Source organism: Streptomyces sp. NBC_01003 (genome assembly GCF_045162695.1).
Classification (GTDB): domain Bacteria; phylum Actinomycetota; class Actinomycetes; order Streptomycetales; family Streptomycetaceae; genus Streptomyces.
In genome coordinates this window covers 7,392,149-7,407,708 of record NZ_CP108707.1, presented here as the reverse complement: position 1 = coordinate 7,407,708, position 15,560 = coordinate 7,392,149, and the positions used below count along the sequence as shown (strand labels likewise).

At 72.3% G+C, this 15,560-nt stretch carries 20 protein-coding genes; 10 read left to right on the top strand and 10 right to left on the bottom strand.

What is annotated here, in order from left to right; translation table 11 throughout:
* Positions 1–19: 19 nt before the first annotated feature.
* The gene (locus OG698_RS33760; RefSeq protein WP_406107512.1) at positions 20–385 is read right to left on the bottom strand and encodes a cupin domain-containing protein; all 366 of its coding nucleotides are present in this window, start codon (positions 383–385) and stop codon (positions 20–22) included.
* A gap of 150 nt (positions 386–535) precedes the next feature.
* Here OG698_RS33760 and OG698_RS33755 point away from each other — a divergent pair, with 150 nt between their 5' ends.
* Positions 536–835, top strand: coding sequence for a GlsB/YeaQ/YmgE family stress response membrane protein (locus OG698_RS33755; RefSeq protein WP_100592364.1), 300 nt, complete (start codon positions 536–538; stop codon positions 833–835).
* A gap of 92 nt (positions 836–927) precedes the next feature.
* On the opposite strand, the gene OG698_RS33750 is transcribed toward OG698_RS33755, so the two are convergent.
* Positions 928–1,362 (bottom strand): VOC family protein, encoded by a 435-nt coding sequence (locus tag OG698_RS33750; RefSeq protein ID WP_100592363.1) that lies wholly within the window; start codon positions 1,360–1,362, stop codon positions 928–930.
* A 195-nt stretch (positions 1,363–1,557) separates the two neighbouring features.
* Here OG698_RS33750 and OG698_RS33745 point away from each other — a divergent pair, with 195 nt between their 5' ends.
* Positions 1,558–2,430: a pseudouridine-5'-phosphate glycosidase gene (locus tag OG698_RS33745; protein ID WP_406111450.1), complete on the top strand. Its 873-nt coding sequence runs from the start codon at positions 1,558–1,560 to the stop codon at positions 2,428–2,430.
* A complete protein-coding gene (locus tag OG698_RS33740; protein WP_406107511.1) occupies positions 2,427–3,326 on the top strand; it encodes a carbohydrate kinase family protein in 900 nt (299 codons plus the stop codon). The genes OG698_RS33745 and OG698_RS33740 overlap by 4 nt, the downstream gene beginning before the upstream one ends.
* Before the next feature lie 41 nt (positions 3,327–3,367).
* Here OG698_RS33740 and OG698_RS33735 read toward each other — a convergent pair whose 3' ends face one another.
* Complete coding sequence (locus OG698_RS33735) at positions 3,368–4,165, bottom strand: methyltransferase domain-containing protein (protein ID WP_406107509.1); 798 nt, start codon at positions 4,163–4,165, stop codon at positions 3,368–3,370.
* Between the two features lie 165 nt (positions 4,166–4,330).
* Between OG698_RS33735 and OG698_RS33730 the strand changes: the two genes are divergently transcribed.
* Positions 4,331–5,476 carry a magnesium and cobalt transport protein CorA gene (locus OG698_RS33730; RefSeq protein ID WP_399970259.1) on the top strand — a complete coding sequence of 382 codons (1,146 nt, stop codon included), beginning with the start codon at positions 4,331–4,333 and terminating at the stop codon, positions 5,474–5,476.
* A 142-nt stretch (positions 5,477–5,618) separates the two neighbouring features.
* On the opposite strand, the gene OG698_RS33725 is transcribed toward OG698_RS33730, so the two are convergent.
* Both OG698_RS33725 and OG698_RS33720 read right to left on the bottom strand, forming a co-directional pair.
* A complete protein-coding gene (locus OG698_RS33725) occupies positions 5,619–6,038 on the bottom strand; it encodes a CBS domain-containing protein (protein ID WP_406107507.1) in 420 nt (139 codons plus the stop codon).
* Between the two features lie 127 nt (positions 6,039–6,165).
* The gene (locus OG698_RS33720; protein WP_406107505.1) at positions 6,166–6,816 is read right to left on the bottom strand and encodes a uridine kinase; all 651 of its coding nucleotides are present in this window, start codon (positions 6,814–6,816) and stop codon (positions 6,166–6,168) included.
* 84 nt (positions 6,817–6,900) lie between these two features.
* On the opposite strand from OG698_RS33720, the gene OG698_RS33715 reads away from it, so the two are divergent.
* The 3 genes from OG698_RS33715 to OG698_RS33705 all read left to right on the top strand — a co-directional run bounded on the left by OG698_RS33715 (position 6,901) and on the right by OG698_RS33705 (position 9,784).
* On the top strand, positions 6,901–7,623 hold the full coding sequence (locus OG698_RS33715; RefSeq protein WP_406107504.1) for a DUF2293 domain-containing protein: 723 nt from the start codon (positions 6,901–6,903) through the stop codon (positions 7,621–7,623).
* Between the two features lie 97 nt (positions 7,624–7,720).
* Positions 7,721–8,200: a DUF1772 domain-containing protein gene (locus OG698_RS33710; RefSeq protein WP_406107502.1), complete on the top strand. Its 480-nt coding sequence runs from the start codon at positions 7,721–7,723 to the stop codon at positions 8,198–8,200.
* A gap of 93 nt (positions 8,201–8,293) precedes the next feature.
* Positions 8,294–9,784: a glutamate synthase subunit beta gene (locus OG698_RS33705; protein WP_406107501.1), complete on the top strand. Its 1,491-nt coding sequence runs from the start codon at positions 8,294–8,296 to the stop codon at positions 9,782–9,784.
* A 26-nt stretch (positions 9,785–9,810) separates the two neighbouring features.
* Here the strand turns inward: OG698_RS33705 and OG698_RS33700 are convergent, their stop codons facing one another.
* Positions 9,811–10,305 (bottom strand): carboxymuconolactone decarboxylase family protein, encoded by a 495-nt coding sequence (locus OG698_RS33700; RefSeq protein WP_406107500.1) that lies wholly within the window; start codon positions 10,303–10,305, stop codon positions 9,811–9,813.
* A gap of 47 nt (positions 10,306–10,352) precedes the next feature.
* Between OG698_RS33700 and OG698_RS33695 the strand changes: the two genes are divergently transcribed.
* The gene (locus tag OG698_RS33695; RefSeq protein WP_406107499.1) at positions 10,353–11,774 is read left to right on the top strand and encodes a PLP-dependent aminotransferase family protein; all 1,422 of its coding nucleotides are present in this window, start codon (positions 10,353–10,355) and stop codon (positions 11,772–11,774) included.
* Between the two features lie 44 nt (positions 11,775–11,818).
* Here OG698_RS33695 and OG698_RS33690 read toward each other — a convergent pair whose 3' ends face one another.
* Positions 11,819–12,091 (bottom strand): DUF397 domain-containing protein, encoded by a 273-nt coding sequence (locus OG698_RS33690; RefSeq protein ID WP_399970244.1) that lies wholly within the window; start codon positions 12,089–12,091, stop codon positions 11,819–11,821.
* On the bottom strand, positions 12,092–12,961 hold the full coding sequence (locus OG698_RS33685; protein WP_399970242.1) for a helix-turn-helix domain-containing protein: 870 nt from the start codon (positions 12,959–12,961) through the stop codon (positions 12,092–12,094).
* Between the two features lie 249 nt (positions 12,962–13,210).
* On the opposite strand from OG698_RS33685, the gene OG698_RS33680 reads away from it, so the two are divergent.
* On the top strand, positions 13,211–13,960 hold the full coding sequence (locus OG698_RS33680; RefSeq protein WP_406107498.1) for an ATP-binding protein: 750 nt from the start codon (positions 13,211–13,213) through the stop codon (positions 13,958–13,960).
* The gene (locus tag OG698_RS33675; RefSeq protein ID WP_399970238.1) at positions 13,948–14,400 is read left to right on the top strand and encodes a hypothetical protein; all 453 of its coding nucleotides are present in this window, start codon (positions 13,948–13,950) and stop codon (positions 14,398–14,400) included. The genes OG698_RS33680 and OG698_RS33675 overlap by 13 nt, the downstream gene beginning before the upstream one ends.
* Positions 14,401–14,419: 19 nt before the next feature.
* Here OG698_RS33675 and OG698_RS33670 read toward each other — a convergent pair whose 3' ends face one another.
* Both OG698_RS33670 and OG698_RS33665 read right to left on the bottom strand, forming a co-directional pair.
* Entirely contained in the window at positions 14,420–14,599 is a 180-nt protein-coding gene (locus OG698_RS33670) for a hypothetical protein (RefSeq protein WP_406107496.1), read from the bottom strand.
* Positions 14,600–14,751: 152 nt separating this feature from the next.
* The gene (locus tag OG698_RS33665; RefSeq protein ID WP_406107495.1) at positions 14,752–15,435 is read right to left on the bottom strand and encodes a DUF899 domain-containing protein; all 684 of its coding nucleotides are present in this window, start codon (positions 15,433–15,435) and stop codon (positions 14,752–14,754) included.
* Positions 15,436–15,560 lie beyond the last annotated feature (125 nt).

Genomic DNA, 15,560 nt, shown 5'->3' with positions numbered 1-15,560 from the left:
CGGGCCACCATGACGCCGGTCAGGGCAGCGTGATGTGGTACGCCTTCCGCAGGGTCTCGTGCACAGTCCATGTCGTACGGTCGCCCTCGCGCAGTACGGCCGCGTCGCCGGGGCCCACCTCCAGCGTCCGCCCGCCCTCGACCTCGACCGTGGCGCGACCCGAGACGACCACGAACAGCTCGTTCGCCTCGGTGTCCGTCACCATGCCCGGCGTGATCTGCCAGATGCCCCGCAGCTGCTTGCCGTCGGCGGACTCCCAGAGCACCTTGCCCGTGACGACAGGGGCGCCCGAGACGATCTGCTCCGGATCGAGGGGCTCCGGTTCGAGTTCAACGTCCGGGATGTGTACGGCAAAAGAAGCAGTGGCCTGATCATTCGTGGTCATGAACGGTCACTCTAGGCAGCGCGGACCCCTCTGTTCACTGGACGACCCGTACCTCGGTCACGGCCCGGACTGGACGGCTCGTCAAGGGGAAGAGACCTTGAGACAACGTCCCGGGCGCCGCGTGCCCGGGTTCTAGGGAGTCGTGGGGACATGGAGATTTCCGGCGTCATCAGTGCGATCGTGATCGGCATCGTCATCGGCGTCCTGGGCCGGCTCGCCCTGCCGGGCCGTCAGCGCATCGGCATCCTGGCGACGGTCGTCGTCGGCATCGTGGCCGCGCTGCTCGGTTCGGCCATCGCCGCGGGCATCGGTGTCGCGGACACCAAGGGGGTCGACTGGGTGGAGTGGCTGATCCAGATCGGCCTGGCCGCCCTGGGCGTGGCCCTGCTGGACCGCGGCCGGACAGGCGGCCGGTCGCGCGGCCGTGCGTGGGGCCGCGCGCGCCGCTGAACCGCACCCCCGGTACGGCCAACCCCCCATACGTCCAGCCCCTGTACAGCCAACCCCCTGTACGAGCAGGTCCACGCCCCGTATCCGGCCTTTCAGGCCTCTTCGTAGTAACGCGCTTCGAAGACGTTCCCGTCGGGGTCGCGGAAGTAGAAGCTGCGGACGGCCGGGCCGCGGGCGCCGTACGAGTGGCGGCCGTGGTCCGAGACCGGCACCTCGCGCTCCTCCAGGCGGGCGCGCAGGCTGTCGTAGCCGCCTTCGGTCAGGGCGATGCACACGTGGTTGACCGGGTGGCCGGCGCTCTTGTCGCCGCCCGGCACCATGTTCATGCGGGCCGCCATGGGCAGCGGCGCGAGGTCGAGGATGGTCTCCTCGTTGAGCCGCACCGAGGGGAACGAGACCGTGCCCTCCTTGAACTCGGCGACCCTGAGGGGTTCGAGGCCGACTGCCTGCTCGTAGAAGTCCGCGGCGGCCACCGGGTCGCTGACCCAGAGCACGACATGGTCGAGGCGTGCCGTGTTGTCCGTCATGCGCTCAGAGTTGTCCGTCATGCGCTCAGGCTGCTCGGCCGGCCGTCGCGCCGCAAGTGTTTGCCGGTACACCGTGAGTGTTTACCGTCATGCCGCTGGGGTTTGGGCGTGCGCGCCGCCCGCCATGGATGAGGGGAGACCCGACAGGCAGGAGGCAGGCGCGTGGTGCTGGTGTCCGATGAGGTGCGGGAAGCGATGGCGGCGGGCAGGCCGGTCGTGGCCCTGGAGTCGACGATCATCGCGCACGGGCTGCCGCGCCCGCGCAATCTGCGGGTGGCGCTCGAACTCGAAGAGCTCGTACGCGCCGAGGGAGCGGTCCCCGCGACGATCGCCGTTCTCGACGGAAACCCCCAGGTCGGCCTGGACAAGGGCCAGTTGGAGCGGGTCGCGACCCAGGACGGCATCCGCAAGCTGAGTCACCGCGATCTGCCGCTCGCCGTGGCGACCGGTGCGAGCGGGGCGACGACCGTTTCGGCGACAGCGCTGCTCGCGGCGCGCGCGGGGGTGCGGGTGTTCGCCACCGGTGGGCTGGGCGGGGTGCACCGGCGGTGGACGGAGACGCAGGACGAGTCGGCCGACCTCGGACTGCTCGCACGGACGCGGATCACCGTGGTGTGCGCGGGCGTCAAGTCGATCCTGGACGTACCGGCGACCCTTCAGCGCCTGGAGACCCTGGGAGTGTCGGTGGCCGGGTACGGGACCGGCCGCTTCCCCGGCTTCTATCTGTCCGACTCGGGCCATCCGGTGGACTGGACACTGCGCGATCCGGCCGAGGTGGCCGGGGTGATGCGGGCTCAGGACGCGCTGGGCGGGCCCGAGGCCGCGCTGATCGTGGCGAACCCGGTGCCCGAGGCGGAGCAGCTCGATCCCGCGCTCCACGCGCGTGTGCTGGACGATGCGCTGCACGCGTGCGACGCCGAGGGCGTCACGGGGCAGGCGGTCACGCCGTTCCTCCTGGACTACCTGGTACGGCACACGGACGGCGCCTCACTGGAGGCCAACCTCGCGGCGGTACGCGGCAACGTACGGCTCGCGGCGCGCATCGCTGCGGCCTGGGCGCGGCCGTGAGCGGAACACTCCTGGTCGTCGGGGACGTCGTCACGGACATCGTGGCCCGGCACGGCGCCCCGCTCGCGGCGGGCACGGACACGGCGGCGGAGATCCGTACGCTGCCGGGGGGCGCGGGGGCGAACGTGGCGTGCTGGGCGGCCCATTCGGGCTGCCCGGACGTGGCGTTGCTCGGGCGGGTGGGCGCGGACTCGGCGGCCTGGCACGAGGAGGCGCTCACGCGCGCGGGGGTGCGTCCCCGGCTCGTCGTCGACCCGGAGGCGGCGACCGGCACGGTGATCGCGCTGGTCGACACGGGAGCCGGCGCCGAGCGGACGTTCCTCACGGACAGCGGGGCCTCGTTGCGCCTCTCCCCCGCCGACTGGTCCGCGGACCTGCTCGGCGGGGTCGCGTGGCTGCATCTGTCCGGGTATCTGTTCTTCTCCGTCGAGGGGCGCGGCCTGGTCGCGGCGGCGCTGGCCTCGGCACGCGCGCGTGGGGTGCCGGTGAGTATCGATCCCGCTTCGGCGGGCTTCCTCAGGGAGCTGGGGCCCGACCGGTTCCTGGCACTCGCCAAGGGCGTGGACATCCTGTTGCCCAGCAGGGACGAGGCGGAGCTGCTGAGCGGCGTCGGAAACGCGGAGGTCGCGGCGGCGAAGCTCAGTGGATGGTTCCCGCTGGTCGTCGTCACGTCGGGGGTCGAGGGAGCGGTGGTGGCGCAGGGCGGGGCGGTACGCGCGCGCGTGCCGTCGCTGCCGGCGGTGGCGCGGGACTCGACGGGGGCGGGCGACGCGTTCACGGGCGCGTTCCTCGCCGCGTGGGTGCGGGGCGCCGGGCCACGGGAGGCGGCGACGGACGGTTGCCACGCGGGGGCGCTGGCGGTGGCGCGGGTTGGGGGCCGACCGCCGCCGCGCTGAGAGCGCCCCGGTCGCCCACGAACGGGAGTACGGCGGACGTCCTAGGCCCGCTTCCGTCCCCAGGCCGAGATCAGCGGCGCCGTCGCCAGGTCCATCGTGCCGGTCGCGACATCGGCCAGGTGGCGGTCGATCTCCTCGTCCGTGGCGTGGCCCGCGCGGACCAGGGACTCGCGGATCTGCTGGAACGTGGCCGTCTCCAGGGCCTCGCACGCCTCGGACGTCAGCGGGAAGTACGCGTCGGCCTCCACCTGGTGCAGGCCCGCCTCCCGCAGCAGCCTCGGCAGCCTGCGGCCGTACGACAGATCGGCGCCGCGCTCCGCGAGCAGCTCGCGGAAGCCGCGGCGGAGCCGGTTCGCCAGCTCCTCGGCGGGGCCGTGCTCGTCGGGGCAGGCGAGCGGCTGGAGCGCGGGGTCGGCGTCCTCGACGAGCAGCCGTCCGCCGGGCCGCAGCGCGCGCAGCATGGACTTCAACGCCCGCTCCCTGTCGGGCACATGGACCAGGACGAGCCGGGCGTGGACCAGGTCGAAGCCCTCGGTGGGCGGCTCGTCGGCGGCCACGTCGTGGCGGCGGACCTCGATGGGGGAACGGGCGGCGGACGTCTGCCACGAGGTGTCGATGTCGGTGGCGAGGACCCGGCCGGTGGGGCCGACCTTCTTGGCGAGCCAGGAGACCACGGAGGTGCCGCCCGCGCCGACCTCCCAGCAGCGCCAGCCGGGGCCGATGCCCAGCTGTTCGATGTGCCGGAACGTCGTGGGGTCGAAGAGGGTGGAGAAGGCGTCGAAGCGCCGGCCCGCCTCTTGCTGCTGGTTGTCCAGGAGATAGCCCTCGGATCGCGTCATGCCGCGATCATCCCAGTTGTCCGGCCCGGTCCCGGGAGGCGGTTCCGCGCGTTCCGGAGGGGAGCCTTCCGTTCCCCCAGGGGCCGTGGGCGTTGTCGCCGTGAGCTGGCAGACTGGCCCGCCAAGTCACCGAAACACGATGTCACACCGCGCGAGGAGCCCCGCATGTCGATGGCAGGCAACCTGCGGAAGGTCGGAGATCTCCGAAAGGTGTCCGACCTGCGCAAGGTCGGACGCCTGAGAAGAGTGGCCCGCCTGGCCCGGCGGCACCCGCGCGTCGACCTGAGCCACCCCGCCCGCTCGCCGCTGGGTTCCGCGGTCGTCAAGTGCGTGACGTACCGGGACGGGGTCCGCGAGCAGGCCGGGCGCGATCTCGTGGACGCGGTCGACCGGGTCCGCAAGTCCGACGACGGCTTCGTCTGGCTGGGGCTGCACGAGCCGACGGAGCTGGAGTTCGCGGACATCGCCGAGCTGTTCGACCTGCACCCGCTGGCCGTCGAGGACGCGGTGCACGCGCACCAGCGGCCGAAGGTCGAGCGGTACGGCCAGACGCTGTTCGCCGTGTTCAAGACCGTCTGTTACGTGGAGCACGCGGAGCTGACCGCGACCAGTGAGGTCGTCGACACCGGCGAGATCATGGTGTTCATCGGCCGGGACTTCGTGATCACCGTGCGGCACGGGAGGCACGGCTCGCTGGGCCCGGTGCGCGAGGGCCTGGAGGCGGACCCGGAGCAGCTCGCCAAGGGCCCGGCCGCTGTGCTGCACGCGATCGCCGACCATGTGGTCGACGACTATCTCACCGTGATCGACGCCGTCCAGGCCGACATCGACCAGGTCGAGGCGGATGTGTTCGCCGAGGACGGCGCGCACGCCGACCCGGGCCGGATCTACCAGCTCAAGCGCGAGCTGCTGGAGCTGAAGCGGGCCGTCGTGCCGCTCGCCCGGCCGATAGAGGAGCTCTCGGGCCGTCCCTTCCAGGTGGTGGCGCCGGAGATACAGGCGTACTTCCGGGACGTCTCCGACCATCTGCTGAGGGCCGCCGAGCAGATAGCGTCCTTCGACGAGCTGCTGAACTCGATCCTGCAGGCCCATCTCGCGCAGGTGACGGTGGCTCAGAACGAGGACATGCGCAAGATCACGGCCTGGGCCGCGGTCGTGGCCGTGCCGACCATGGGCTGCGGCGTGTACGGGATGAACTTCGACCATATGCCGGAGCTGCACTGGCAGTTCGGGTATCCGCTGTTCCTGGGCGTGATCGCGAGCATCTGTTTCGTCCTGCACCGCGCCTTCCGGCGCAACGGGTGGCTGTGACCCGTACCGCCGGGCACCAGTGCGTACTGTCCATGCCAGCCCATGTCAGCCACGGCGAAGTGACCGAGGACGGAGAGCGAGTGTTCTCGGTGGCGGCGGGCCGCTCCTAGGGCAGCGGCCCGCCGGATCGTGATCTCAAAGGTCAGCTGCTGGCGTAGACGCTCTCGACCCAGGCCGACATCTGGTCGTCGGACAGATGCGTCGCAAGGTCGGCCTCGCTGATCATGCCGACGAGGCGCTTGTTCTCGATAACGGGGAGCCGACGGATCTGGTGCCCCTGCATCTCCTGGAGGACCTCGTCGACATCGGCGCCCGAGTCGATCCAGCGGGGCGTCCCCTGGGCGAGGTCACCGGCGGTGATCTTGGAAGGGTCGTGGCCCATGGCAACACAGCCGACCACGATGTCGCGGTCCGTGAGGATCCCGCAGAGGCGTTCGTTCTCGTCGCTGATGGGCAGCGCGCCCACGTTCAGCTGGCGCATGAGCTGGGCGGCGCGGTCCAGGGTCTCGTGAGCGGGGATCCACTGCGCACCGCGGTGCATGATGTCTCCGGCGGTGGTCATGAGTACCTCCCGGTGCCGGCGGCCGGCGCGGCACGGAGGCGCCGCAGGTCCCGGCACCTTTCATTCTCTCCGCGCTGCCCTGGGCCCGCACCTGCGAGCGGCCCCGTACCCGAGCGGGAGCACCCCGTTACGAGGGCAGCCCGCCCCAGGCCGGATGCCGGGGGTCGTCCGCCCGTACGACCACGTCCGCCGTGCCGGCCGGGTCGGTCTCGCTGTCGTAGCGCTCGAAGGCCGGCAGCGTCCACTGCTCGCCCTCGGGTGTACGGCGTCGCAGCGCGCCCGGCGACAGCTTGAGGTGCACGGTCAGGTCGAACGGGAACCAGTGCCCCATGAGGAGGGGACCGTGCAGCAACAGGACGCCGCCGGGCGGCAGTTCGACGTAGGAGCTGCGCGTCGCGCGGTCGGCCGCCGGGTCCCACAGGTCCGGCAGGACGCGTCCTGTGCCGCCCGGTTCGAGCGGCCCGAAGACCTCGCGCCACAGCGCGGCCGTGTCGAACCAGCCGCTGTAGTAGGCCTCCACGTCCTCGCGCCCGTACTCGAAGCGCAGTGAGGCGGGCCGCAGGAAGCCGCCGGTGTCCACGGCGAGCGAGGGGCGTCCGCGCACCCGCAGCGCCTCCCCGACCAGTGCGGCGAGGTCACCGGGGCGGGCGGCCGGCGGGCCGTCGATGGCGATACGGGGCCACGGACTCCCGTCGCCCGGCTTCAGTTCGAGCAGCCTCTCGGCGAGGGCGTCGCCGAGCCGTTCCCAGGTGATCGCTTCGAGTCGCACGCGCCTCATGATGCCTCGCACGCCGGAGGGGAGCCGACGGGGACCCGTACCCCTGCGACGCGTTCTCGCCCGCGCGCGGGGAATGAACCGCGTATGAGCGCCAAGGCCCGGCCCGACCGGGCCCCCCAACGCCGGACTCCCCCGCCGCACACCGGCCTCGGCGGGCCGGTCGTCGTGCAGCCGCTGAAGCGCCGGCAGTGCGCGGAGTGCCACCGGGCGCCGCTGGACCTGCTGACCCTGGAGGACGGGGCGCCGCGCTGTCTGGACTGCGCGGACCTCGGCCATCTCGTGTATCTGCCGCGCGGCGACTGGGCCCTCACCCGCCGCGCCAGGGAAGGGAGTTCGCTGTCGGCGGTGGTCGTGCGTTTCCATCGGCGGCGCGGCCGTTACGAGCGCCAGGGCGTTCTCGTGGAGGAGGCGGCGCTGGCCCGCGCCGAGGAGCGGTGTCTGGCGGACGCGGATGCGCGGGCGAGGCGCCGGGCGCGGGACGCGGCGCGCAGGGCGGCACAGGACGTGTCGTTCACGGCCGCTTTCGCGCGGGAGATCCTGCGGCTCTTCCCCGGCTGCCCGCCGGACCGGGCGGAGGCCATCGCGGCCCACGCGTCCCTGCGCGGCAGTGGCCGGGTGGGGCGCAGCGCGGCGGGCCGCGCCCTGTCCCGGGCCGCGGTGACGGCGGCGGTGCGGGCGGCGGTGCGGCACACGGAGACCGCGTACGACGCGTTGCTGATGAGCGGGGTGCGGCGGGGCGAGGCCAGGCGGAGTATCGGGGTACAGGTGGAAGCCGTACTCGCTGCATGGCGCGCGGGGGAATCGTGAGAAGTGCGGAGGCCGCACAGTGGCGGCCGTCTCGTCCGTGCGGCAGGATCTTGACCGGACCGCGAGGCCAACGGCATCGCCGGCAGGGGGAGTTGTGATGATCGAGGGACCGTACTTCGTGCTCACCGTCCTGGGCGCGCTCGCCTGCGGGGTGTCGGCGGGCGTCTTCATCGCGTTCTCGACCTTCGTGATGAAGGGGCTCGCGGCGCTCCCGCCCGCGCAGGGCATCGCGGCGATGCAGGCGATCAACGTGGCCGCGGTCAGCGCGGCGTTCATGGTGGTATTCATGGGGGCCGCGGCGCTGTGCGTGGTACTTGCCGTCGTGACGTTCGTGCTCTGGCCGGAGCAGGGCACCGTGGAGCTGCTGCTCGGCAGCGCGCTCCAGCTCGCGGGCGCGTTCGGTGTGACCGTCGCCGCGAACATCCCCCGCAACGACGCGCTCGCGAAGCTCGACCCCGAGGCGCCGGACAGCGAGGGACCGTGGCGCAGGTACGTGTCCGAGTGGCTGATGTGGAACCACATCAGGGGTGGTGCGTCGCTGGCCGCGTCGGCCTCGTTCATCCTCGCCCTGACCTGAGCCTTCGCGTCCTGCCGCACCTCTGCCGGCGCCCCTGCGCACCAGGGGAAACGGACGTATCGTGGCGAGAAGGACACGGCAAGGGAGACGGCCATGGCCGACCCCAAGGGCTTTCTCACCACCCCCCGGGAGGACTGGCCACGCCGCCCTGTCGGCGAGCGGGTCCAGGACTGGGACGAGGTGTACGTCCCCGGGGCGCTCCTGCCGATCATCGAGGCGCAGGCCGACCGCTGCATGGACTGCGGCGTCCCGTTCTGTCACGAGGCGTGTCCGCTCGGCAACCTGATCCCGGACTGGAACGACCTCGTGTCGCGGGACGACTGGCGGGCGGCGAGCGACCGGCTGCACGCCACGAACAACTTTCCCGAGTTCACCGGGCGCCTGTGCCCCGCGCCGTGCGAGGCGGGCTGCGTCCTGGCGATCAACCAGCCGGCCGTGACCATCAAGAACGTCGAGGTCGCCATCGCCGACCGCGCCTGGCAGGACGGCCTGGCCCCGCCCAAGCCGCCCGAACGGCTGTCCGGCCGCACGGTCGCCGTGGTCGGCTCGGGCCCGGCGGGACTCGCGGCCGCCCAGCAGCTCACGCGCGCGGGGCACACGGTCGCGGTCTTCGAGCGGGACGACCGGCCGGGCGGACTGATGCGGTACGGCATCCCCTCTTTCAAGATGGAGAAGCGCCATCTGGACCGCAGGCTGGCGCAGTTGAGGGACGAGGGGGTGCGTTTCCGTACGTCGACGGAGGTGGGCCGCGACATCGGCGCCGCCGAGCTGCGGTCCCGCTACGACGCGGTGGTCCTCGCGGTCGGCGCCACGGCCTGGCGCGAACTGGACGTACCGGGGCGGGAGTTGGACGGGATCGTGCAGGCGATGGAGTATCTGCCGCTGGCCAACCGCGTGTGCGAGGGCGACCTCGACGCCTCTCCCCTGTCGGCCGCCGGCAAGCACGTCGTGATCGTCGGCGGCGGTGACACCGGCGCCGACTGCCTGGGCACGGCGGTGCGCGAGGGCGCCGCGTCCGTCACGCAGCTGGACATCTACGGGCAGCCGGGCGCCGAGCGCGACGAGCTGGCCGAGCCCTGGCCGACGTATCCGAAGATCTACCGGATGTCCGCCGCCCACGAGGAGGCCGGGGAGCTGCGGACCGCGCCCGCGGCGGACGCCGACGCGCGCCTCTTCGCGGCGTCCACGCTGCGTTTCGAGGGGGACGAGCGGGGCCGGGTGAGGGCGTTGCATCTCGTCGAGGTCGACGAGGCGCGGCGGCCCCGGGAGGGCACGTCCCGGGAGCTGCCCGCCGATCTGGTGCTGCTCGCCCTCGGCTTCTCGGGGCCCGAGCGCGGGACCGGCGGCCCGGTCGGACAGCTCGGCCTGGCCGTGGAGGACCGCGGCACGCTCGCCCGCGACGCGCGCTTCACGACCTCCGTGCCCGGCGTGTTCGCGGCCGGGGACGCGGCCCGTGGCCAGTCGCTCATCGTGTGGGCGATCGCCGAGGGCCGCTCGGCCGCCGCCGCGGTGGACCACTGGCTGACCGGCTCGACGCGGCTGCCCGCGCCGATCGGACCGTACGACCGTCCGATGACGGCCTGAGCCCGCCGCCGGTCGGCGCTCGTCGTTCATCTACGCTCGTCGGTACCCGCGACCTTGGCGGTCGACAGGGCGATCCGGTTCCAGGTGTTGATCGTGAAGATCAGGGACAGGACGTGGGCCAGCTCCTGCTCGTCGAACTGGGCGGCGGCCTCGGCGTAGACGTCGTCGGGGACGCCGCCGTCGGCGATGAGCGTGACGGCCTCGGTGAGCGCGAGCGCCGCGCACTCCCGGGCGCTGAAGAAGTGCCGGGCCTCGCGCCACACGGCCACCATGTGCAGCCGGTCCTCGCTCTCACCGGCTTTGCGCGCGTCGTTGGTGTGCATGTGGAGGCAGTACGCGCAGTGGTTGAGGTGCGAGGCGCGGATCTGGATCAGCTCGACCAGGGCCGGGTCGAGGCCCTCGCGGGCGGCGGCGTCGAAGCCGATGAGGGAGCGGAAGACCTTGGGCGCGGCCCTCGCGAAGTCGATGCGGCCGGCGGAGTGGGAGTGGGTGTTCGCCGCGGTGATCGTGTTCGTCGTCATGACCATGAATCTACGGGCCGGATAGACCTCTTGTAGGGTGCATTTCCATGGCGGATTCATGGGTCAATTCTGCGGAGCGCATCGGCGCCGACCTGCATCTGGACCTGTCCGGGGCGGGGAGCCGCAGGGCCGCTCTCATGGGGGCGCTGCGCGACGCCGTCCGCTCGGGGCGGCTCGCTCCGGGCACCCGGCTGCCGCCCTACCGTTCGCTCGCCGCCGACCTCGGCGTCGCCCGCAACACGGTCGCCGACGCGTACGCGGAGCTCGTCGCCGAGGGCTGGCTGACCGCGCGGCAGGGCTCGGGGACGCGTGTCGCCGAGCGGGTCGGGCCGCCCGCGCCCGGCCGCGTCCCGAAGAAGGGTCCGGTCCGCGCACACGGGCCACGCCACGACCTCCGCCAGGGCACGCCCGACGCGTCGTCCTTCCCACGCGCGGACTGGGCGGCCGCCTACCGGCGTGCGCTCCAGGCCGCGCCGAACGAGGCGTTCGGGCCGGGCGATCCGCAGGGCCGCTTCGAGCTGCGGGAGGCGCTCACGGAGTATCTGGCCCGCGCGCGCGGCGTGCGCACGGAGCCGGACCGCATCGTGATCTGCTCCGGCTTCGCGCACGCCCTGCGGCTTCTGTTCGGCGGCCGGGTGCTGCGCGGACCGCTCGCCGTGGAGTCGTACGGACTCGGCTTCCACCGCGAGATCCTGACGGCGGCGGGGGTGCGGACGCTTCCTCTGACGCTCGACGAACACGGCGCGCGTGTCGGGGAGTTGACGGCCGGCACCGGCCGGGCGAGGGCGGCGCTGCTCACGCCCGCGCACCAGTTCCCCACGGGCGGCCCGCTGCACGCGGAGCGGCGTACGGCGGCCGTCGACTGGGCACGCGCGCGTGGCGGGCTGATCGTGGAGGACGACTACGACGGCGAGTTCCGCTACGACCGCAGGCCCGTCGGCGCGGTGCAGGGCCTCGACCCCGAACGGGTGGTCTATGTCGGCTCGGTGAGCAAGAGCCTGTCACCGGCGCTGCGGCTCGGCTGGATGGTGCTGCCGCGGGAGCTGGTGGGGGATGTCGTCGCGGTGAAGGGCGAGCGGGAGGCGTGGGCGAGCGTGCCGGACCAGCTGGCGCTCGCGGACTTCCTGGTCTCGGGGGCGTACGACCGGCATGTGCGGCGGATGCGGCAGCGCTACCGGGGGCGGCGCGACCGGCTGGTGGAGGCACTCGCCCAGCGGGCGCCCGGGGTGGCGGCCACCGGGATCGCGGCCGGGCTGCACGCGGTGCTGCGGCTGCCCCCGGGGACCGAGCGGTCCGTGGTCAAGGCCGCCACGTGGGGCGGTGTCGCCCTGGATGGCCTCGCGGAGTTCCGTCATCCGCAGGCGACGATGCCGCACACGGACGGGCTGGTGGTGGGCTACTCGACGCCGTCGGACCATGCCTACGGCGCCGCGCTGGACGCCCTGTGCGGGGTGCTGCCACCGGACTGAGACCCCACCTCGGGGTTCACGGCTCGGGCACCTGTCCGCTCCGCTCACGAAAGCAGGAAATCCGCCGCCCCGGCCTTCGCGCCCTCGATGAACGCGGTGATCTCGCCCGGGGTGTAGATCAGGGCGGGGCCGTCCGGGTCGGCCGACTGGCGCATCGCGACCCGGCCGTCGGCCAGCTTCATCGCTTCCACGCAGTTGCCGCCGTTACCGCCGCTCCAGGGCTTGTGCCAGCCCTCGTTGCCGAGTTCGCGGGCGGGCATCCCGTTGTAGATGACCTCACCGTCGACCCCTCGTATGCGGGCCTTGATCCGATCCATTCACAGCTCCTTGCGGAGATCCCGGAGGATGTCCTTTGTGCGATGTGCCGTCGCGGCATGTGCCGCCATGCGGTCCATGACCTCGAGGTGGGTGGCCACCTCGGGGCGCGCGTCGAGGTAGACCGCGCCGGTCAGGTACTCGCTGTAGACCATGTCCGGCAGTTCTGACATGGCAAATCGGAACAACACGAAGGGGCCGTACGTGCCGGGGTGCGGGCCGGCGGCGAACTCGGCGATCTGCAGCGTCACGTTGGCCAGCTCCGTGACCTCGAGGAGCCGGTCGATCTGGCCGCGCATCACGTCGGGCCCGCCGACCGGGCGGCGCAGCGCGGTCTCGTCCATGACCATCCACAGGCGCGGGGCGTCCTCGCGGGTGATCAGCTCCTGGCGCTGCATCCGGAGCGCGACATGCCGCTCGACGACGTCGGGGTCCTCGACGAGGGCACGGCCGACGGCTCCGGAGCGCAGCACGCCACGCGCGTAGTCCTCGGTCTGCAGGAGCCCGGGAACGAAGTGGGGCTCGTACGACCGGATGAGGCTGGCGGCGCCCTCCAGGCTCACGTACATCGAGAACCAGCCGGGCAGGATGTCGTGGAACCGCTGCCACCAGCCGGGCTTGTTGGCCTCTTCGGCGAGCGTGACGAAGGCTTCCGCCTCTTCGTCGGTGACGCCGTAGGACTTCAGGAGGAGCTGGAGGTACGGGATCTTCAGGCCGACCTCGGCCATCTCCATGCGGCGGACGGTGGCGGGGGCGACGCGCAGGACCTTCGCGGCCTCCTCGCGCTTGAGCCCGGCGCGTTCGCGCAGGTCCTGGAGGCGCCGGCCGAGGACGACCTGGCCAACGGTCGGAGCGGACCGCGGTTCGCTCACGCCCCCTACCTCCCAGTCGTCCCTGTGGTCCTGTTGCGGTCGCGCGTGTGGTTGCGCTCCCAGGCGGAAGCCGGGCTGCCCCGACGCCCCGTCATTTCGGGCAACTTCCCTGAAATCGTCGGCGTTTTCGCCATGCCGGGCGCCGTACGGCACACCGCCGTCAGCAGTGTGCCACGGCTCGGCGCCCGAGCACACTGCACTCTGCACTTTTCAGAGTGGCTCTTGCCAAGTGTTCACGACGGGGAGATAGTGGCAAGCGTGACTCCGTCCGTGCCGTTAGGAACAGAAGTCGGCGAAGCTACGCTCGGTGACGAACCCGATGCGAGCTCCGGCGCCGCGTCCGTGCGCCGCCGCAGCAGCTTCGAACTGGCTCCCCACCCGGGCTCCGCCGCTCAGGCCCGGAAGCTGACGCGCGCCCACCTCAGCGGCTGGGCAGTGTGCGATGACACCTGCGACGCGGCGGCCCTGGTCATCTCCGAACTGGTCACGAACGCGATCGTCCACACCGCGAGCAGCCGCATAGTGTGCGAGCTCCACGACAGTGACGACCGGGTGCGGATAGCTGTGCGTGACGAGGGCTGGGCCCCCGGCGAGCCGCATCCCGCCCGTCGTGTCGCGCCGGAGGAGGAGCACGGGCGTGGCCTGCTGCTCGTGGCGGCGGTGAGTACCGCGTGGGGCGCGCAGGAGACCGGCCCCGGACTCCTCGTGTGGGCCGAGCTCGCACGCGACGCGGACGGCACGCAGGACACGGGCGCCGCCGGCCCCCAAGGACAGCCGACCGTCGCCGGCCTCCATGGCATTCCCGGGCCGCAACACAGCAGTGAACTGCACACCGGCGCAGCGCCTCACTCCCCCGACACGGGACCGGGCACCGAACAAGGACCGGCCTTCGACACAGAGCAGTTCGAGTCAGAGTTCGAGACGGGGTGCGACACCGGCTTCGGCCCGGCCGCCGGCCCCGGTACGGGGACAGGGGCGGGAGCCGGATGGGTGTGGTGACGACGCGCACGATGGATCTCGACTCGCTGGTCCGCTTCTCACGGCAGCGGCAGATCCTGCGGACCGCCCCGCTCAGACTCGCCGTCCCCGACGGCATGACAGCCCCGCTCGGCTGCGACGCCGTCGCGGTCCCCGAGGCCTGCGGGCGCGCCATGGTCGCGCGGCTGCCGCGCATGGGCTGCGTGTACGCCGACGACGACCGCTGGTGGTGGATCGTTCCCTCGGACTCGGATGTCGCCCTGGAGTGGCCGGCCCCGGCCAGCTACACGACCGGCGCGCTGGTGCCGGACGCGCGGCGCGCGCCCGGACTCATCCACCGGCCCGACGGCAGCGTCCCCTACACCCCGCCGATCCCGCTCTATCTCGCGCTCTGCCGGGTCACCGGCACGACCCCCGCCTGGTCCCGTTCGATCGGCGCGGGCGCGGCCGACGCGGCCTGAACGGCACGCTCCACCCGGATCAGCCCGCGACAACCTCCGCGCGCGGCACGATCACCAGGAAGGTGTCCGTCGCGAGGTCCATGACGACCTCGGCGGGCTGACCTTCCAGACGCCGGTCGCGCGCGAACTCCTCGGCCGGCCACGACCCGCGCGGTCCCCCCGCGGGAAAGCGTTCAAGTACCACTCGTCCGTCGATCATCGTGCACCCCTGCCCCCGTCGTCGTACGTGCGCTGTCGCGCGTTCTTACGGAGAAGAACGCCCGCGAGGCGCCCGGGGGCTCGCAACGTGACGACAATGAAACCGAGTTGAGACGCACAGCGCCGCCACGCAAGGAGCGAAGAGCCGCCGCGTCAGTCCAGATACTCGTCGTGGTAGCGGACCCGCGCGCCGCCCGCCGGGGCTCCCAGCGCCGACGCCCGCCCTTGCGGCTCCTCCCACTCCTCCTGCCGGCCGAGCGCGGTCAGATCGAGCAGGCTGTTGATGGAGCCGACGCCGTCGAGGCCACGGCCCGTTGTGGAGTACGTGTGGTAGACCCGGTCGCCGTCGCGCAGGAAGCAGCTGAGCCCGGGCAGGTCGCGGGGATCCTCGCCGGACGCGAAGCCGAAGTCCTGGTTGAAGTCACTCGTGGCCGACGAGTACCAGGGCATGGTCCAGCCCATGCGGGCCTTGAACGGCAGGAGTTTGGTGAACGGGGCGCGCGACACGGCCGCGAACTCCGTGTCCCTGGCGCGCAGATGGGAGAGGTGGCCGATCTGGTCGAGGAACGCGGAGCAGTTGGGGCAGCCCGCGTCCTGGTCCGGGCCGAACATGAAGTGGTAGACGATGAGCTGGGAGCGGCCCTCGAACAGGTCGAGAAGCTCCGCCTTGCCGTCGGGCCCCTCGAAGACGTACAGCTTCTCGACCTCCACCATGGGCAGTTCGCGGCGCTGGGCGTTGAGCGCGTCGCGGGCGCGGGTCGCCGCCTTCTCCCTGGCGAGCAGTTCTTGGCGCGCGCCGAGCCACTCCTCGCGGGTGACGACGTTCGGCAGCCCCATGGGTCCTCCTCTGGTCGGTACTCCTCGGGTGGTTGACCGGAGGGCTTCGCAGAACTCATCGCTCGGCGGGAGAAAACTTTCGCAGTTCTTTTTGGGGATCCGTCGTGTTCGCTGAGCATGCACTG

Coding starts and splice junctions, on each gene's coding strand:
- OG698_RS33760 (WP_406107512.1), bottom strand. CDS start 385: ATGACCACGAATGATCAGGCCACTGCTTCTTTTGCCGTACACATCCCG.
- OG698_RS33755 (WP_100592364.1), top strand. CDS start 536: ATGGAGATTTCCGGCGTCATCAGTGCGATCGTGATCGGCATCGTCATC.
- OG698_RS33750 (WP_100592363.1), bottom strand. CDS start 1,362: ATGACGGACAACACGGCACGCCTCGACCATGTCGTGCTCTGGGTCAGC.
- OG698_RS33745 (WP_406111450.1), top strand. CDS start 1,558: ATGGCGGCGGGCAGGCCGGTCGTGGCCCTGGAGTCGACGATCATCGCG.
- OG698_RS33735 (WP_406107509.1), bottom strand. CDS start 4,165: ATGACGCGATCCGAGGGCTATCTCCTGGACAACCAGCAGCAAGAGGCG.
- OG698_RS33730 (WP_399970259.1), top strand. CDS start 4,331: ATGTCGATGGCAGGCAACCTGCGGAAGGTCGGAGATCTCCGAAAGGTG.
- OG698_RS33725 (WP_406107507.1), bottom strand. CDS start 6,038: ATGACCACCGCCGGAGACATCATGCACCGCGGTGCGCAGTGGATCCCC.
- OG698_RS33720 (WP_406107505.1), bottom strand. CDS start 6,816: ATGAGGCGCGTGCGACTCGAAGCGATCACCTGGGAACGGCTCGGCGAC.
- OG698_RS33715 (WP_406107504.1), top strand. CDS start 6,901: ATGAGCGCCAAGGCCCGGCCCGACCGGGCCCCCCAACGCCGGACTCCC.
- OG698_RS33710 (WP_406107502.1), top strand. CDS start 7,721: ATGATCGAGGGACCGTACTTCGTGCTCACCGTCCTGGGCGCGCTCGCC.
- OG698_RS33705 (WP_406107501.1), top strand. CDS start 8,294: ATGGCCGACCCCAAGGGCTTTCTCACCACCCCCCGGGAGGACTGGCCA.
- OG698_RS33700 (WP_406107500.1), bottom strand. CDS start 10,305: ATGACGACGAACACGATCACCGCGGCGAACACCCACTCCCACTCCGCC.
- OG698_RS33695 (WP_406107499.1), top strand. CDS start 10,353: ATGGCGGATTCATGGGTCAATTCTGCGGAGCGCATCGGCGCCGACCTG.
- OG698_RS33690 (WP_399970244.1), bottom strand. CDS start 12,091: ATGGATCGGATCAAGGCCCGCATACGAGGGGTCGACGGTGAGGTCATC.
- OG698_RS33675 (WP_399970238.1), top strand. CDS start 13,948: ATGGGTGTGGTGACGACGCGCACGATGGATCTCGACTCGCTGGTCCGC.
- OG698_RS33670 (WP_406107496.1), bottom strand. CDS start 14,599: ATGATCGACGGACGAGTGGTACTTGAACGCTTTCCCGCGGGGGGACCG.
- OG698_RS33665 (WP_406107495.1), bottom strand. CDS start 15,435: ATGGGGCTGCCGAACGTCGTCACCCGCGAGGAGTGGCTCGGCGCGCGC.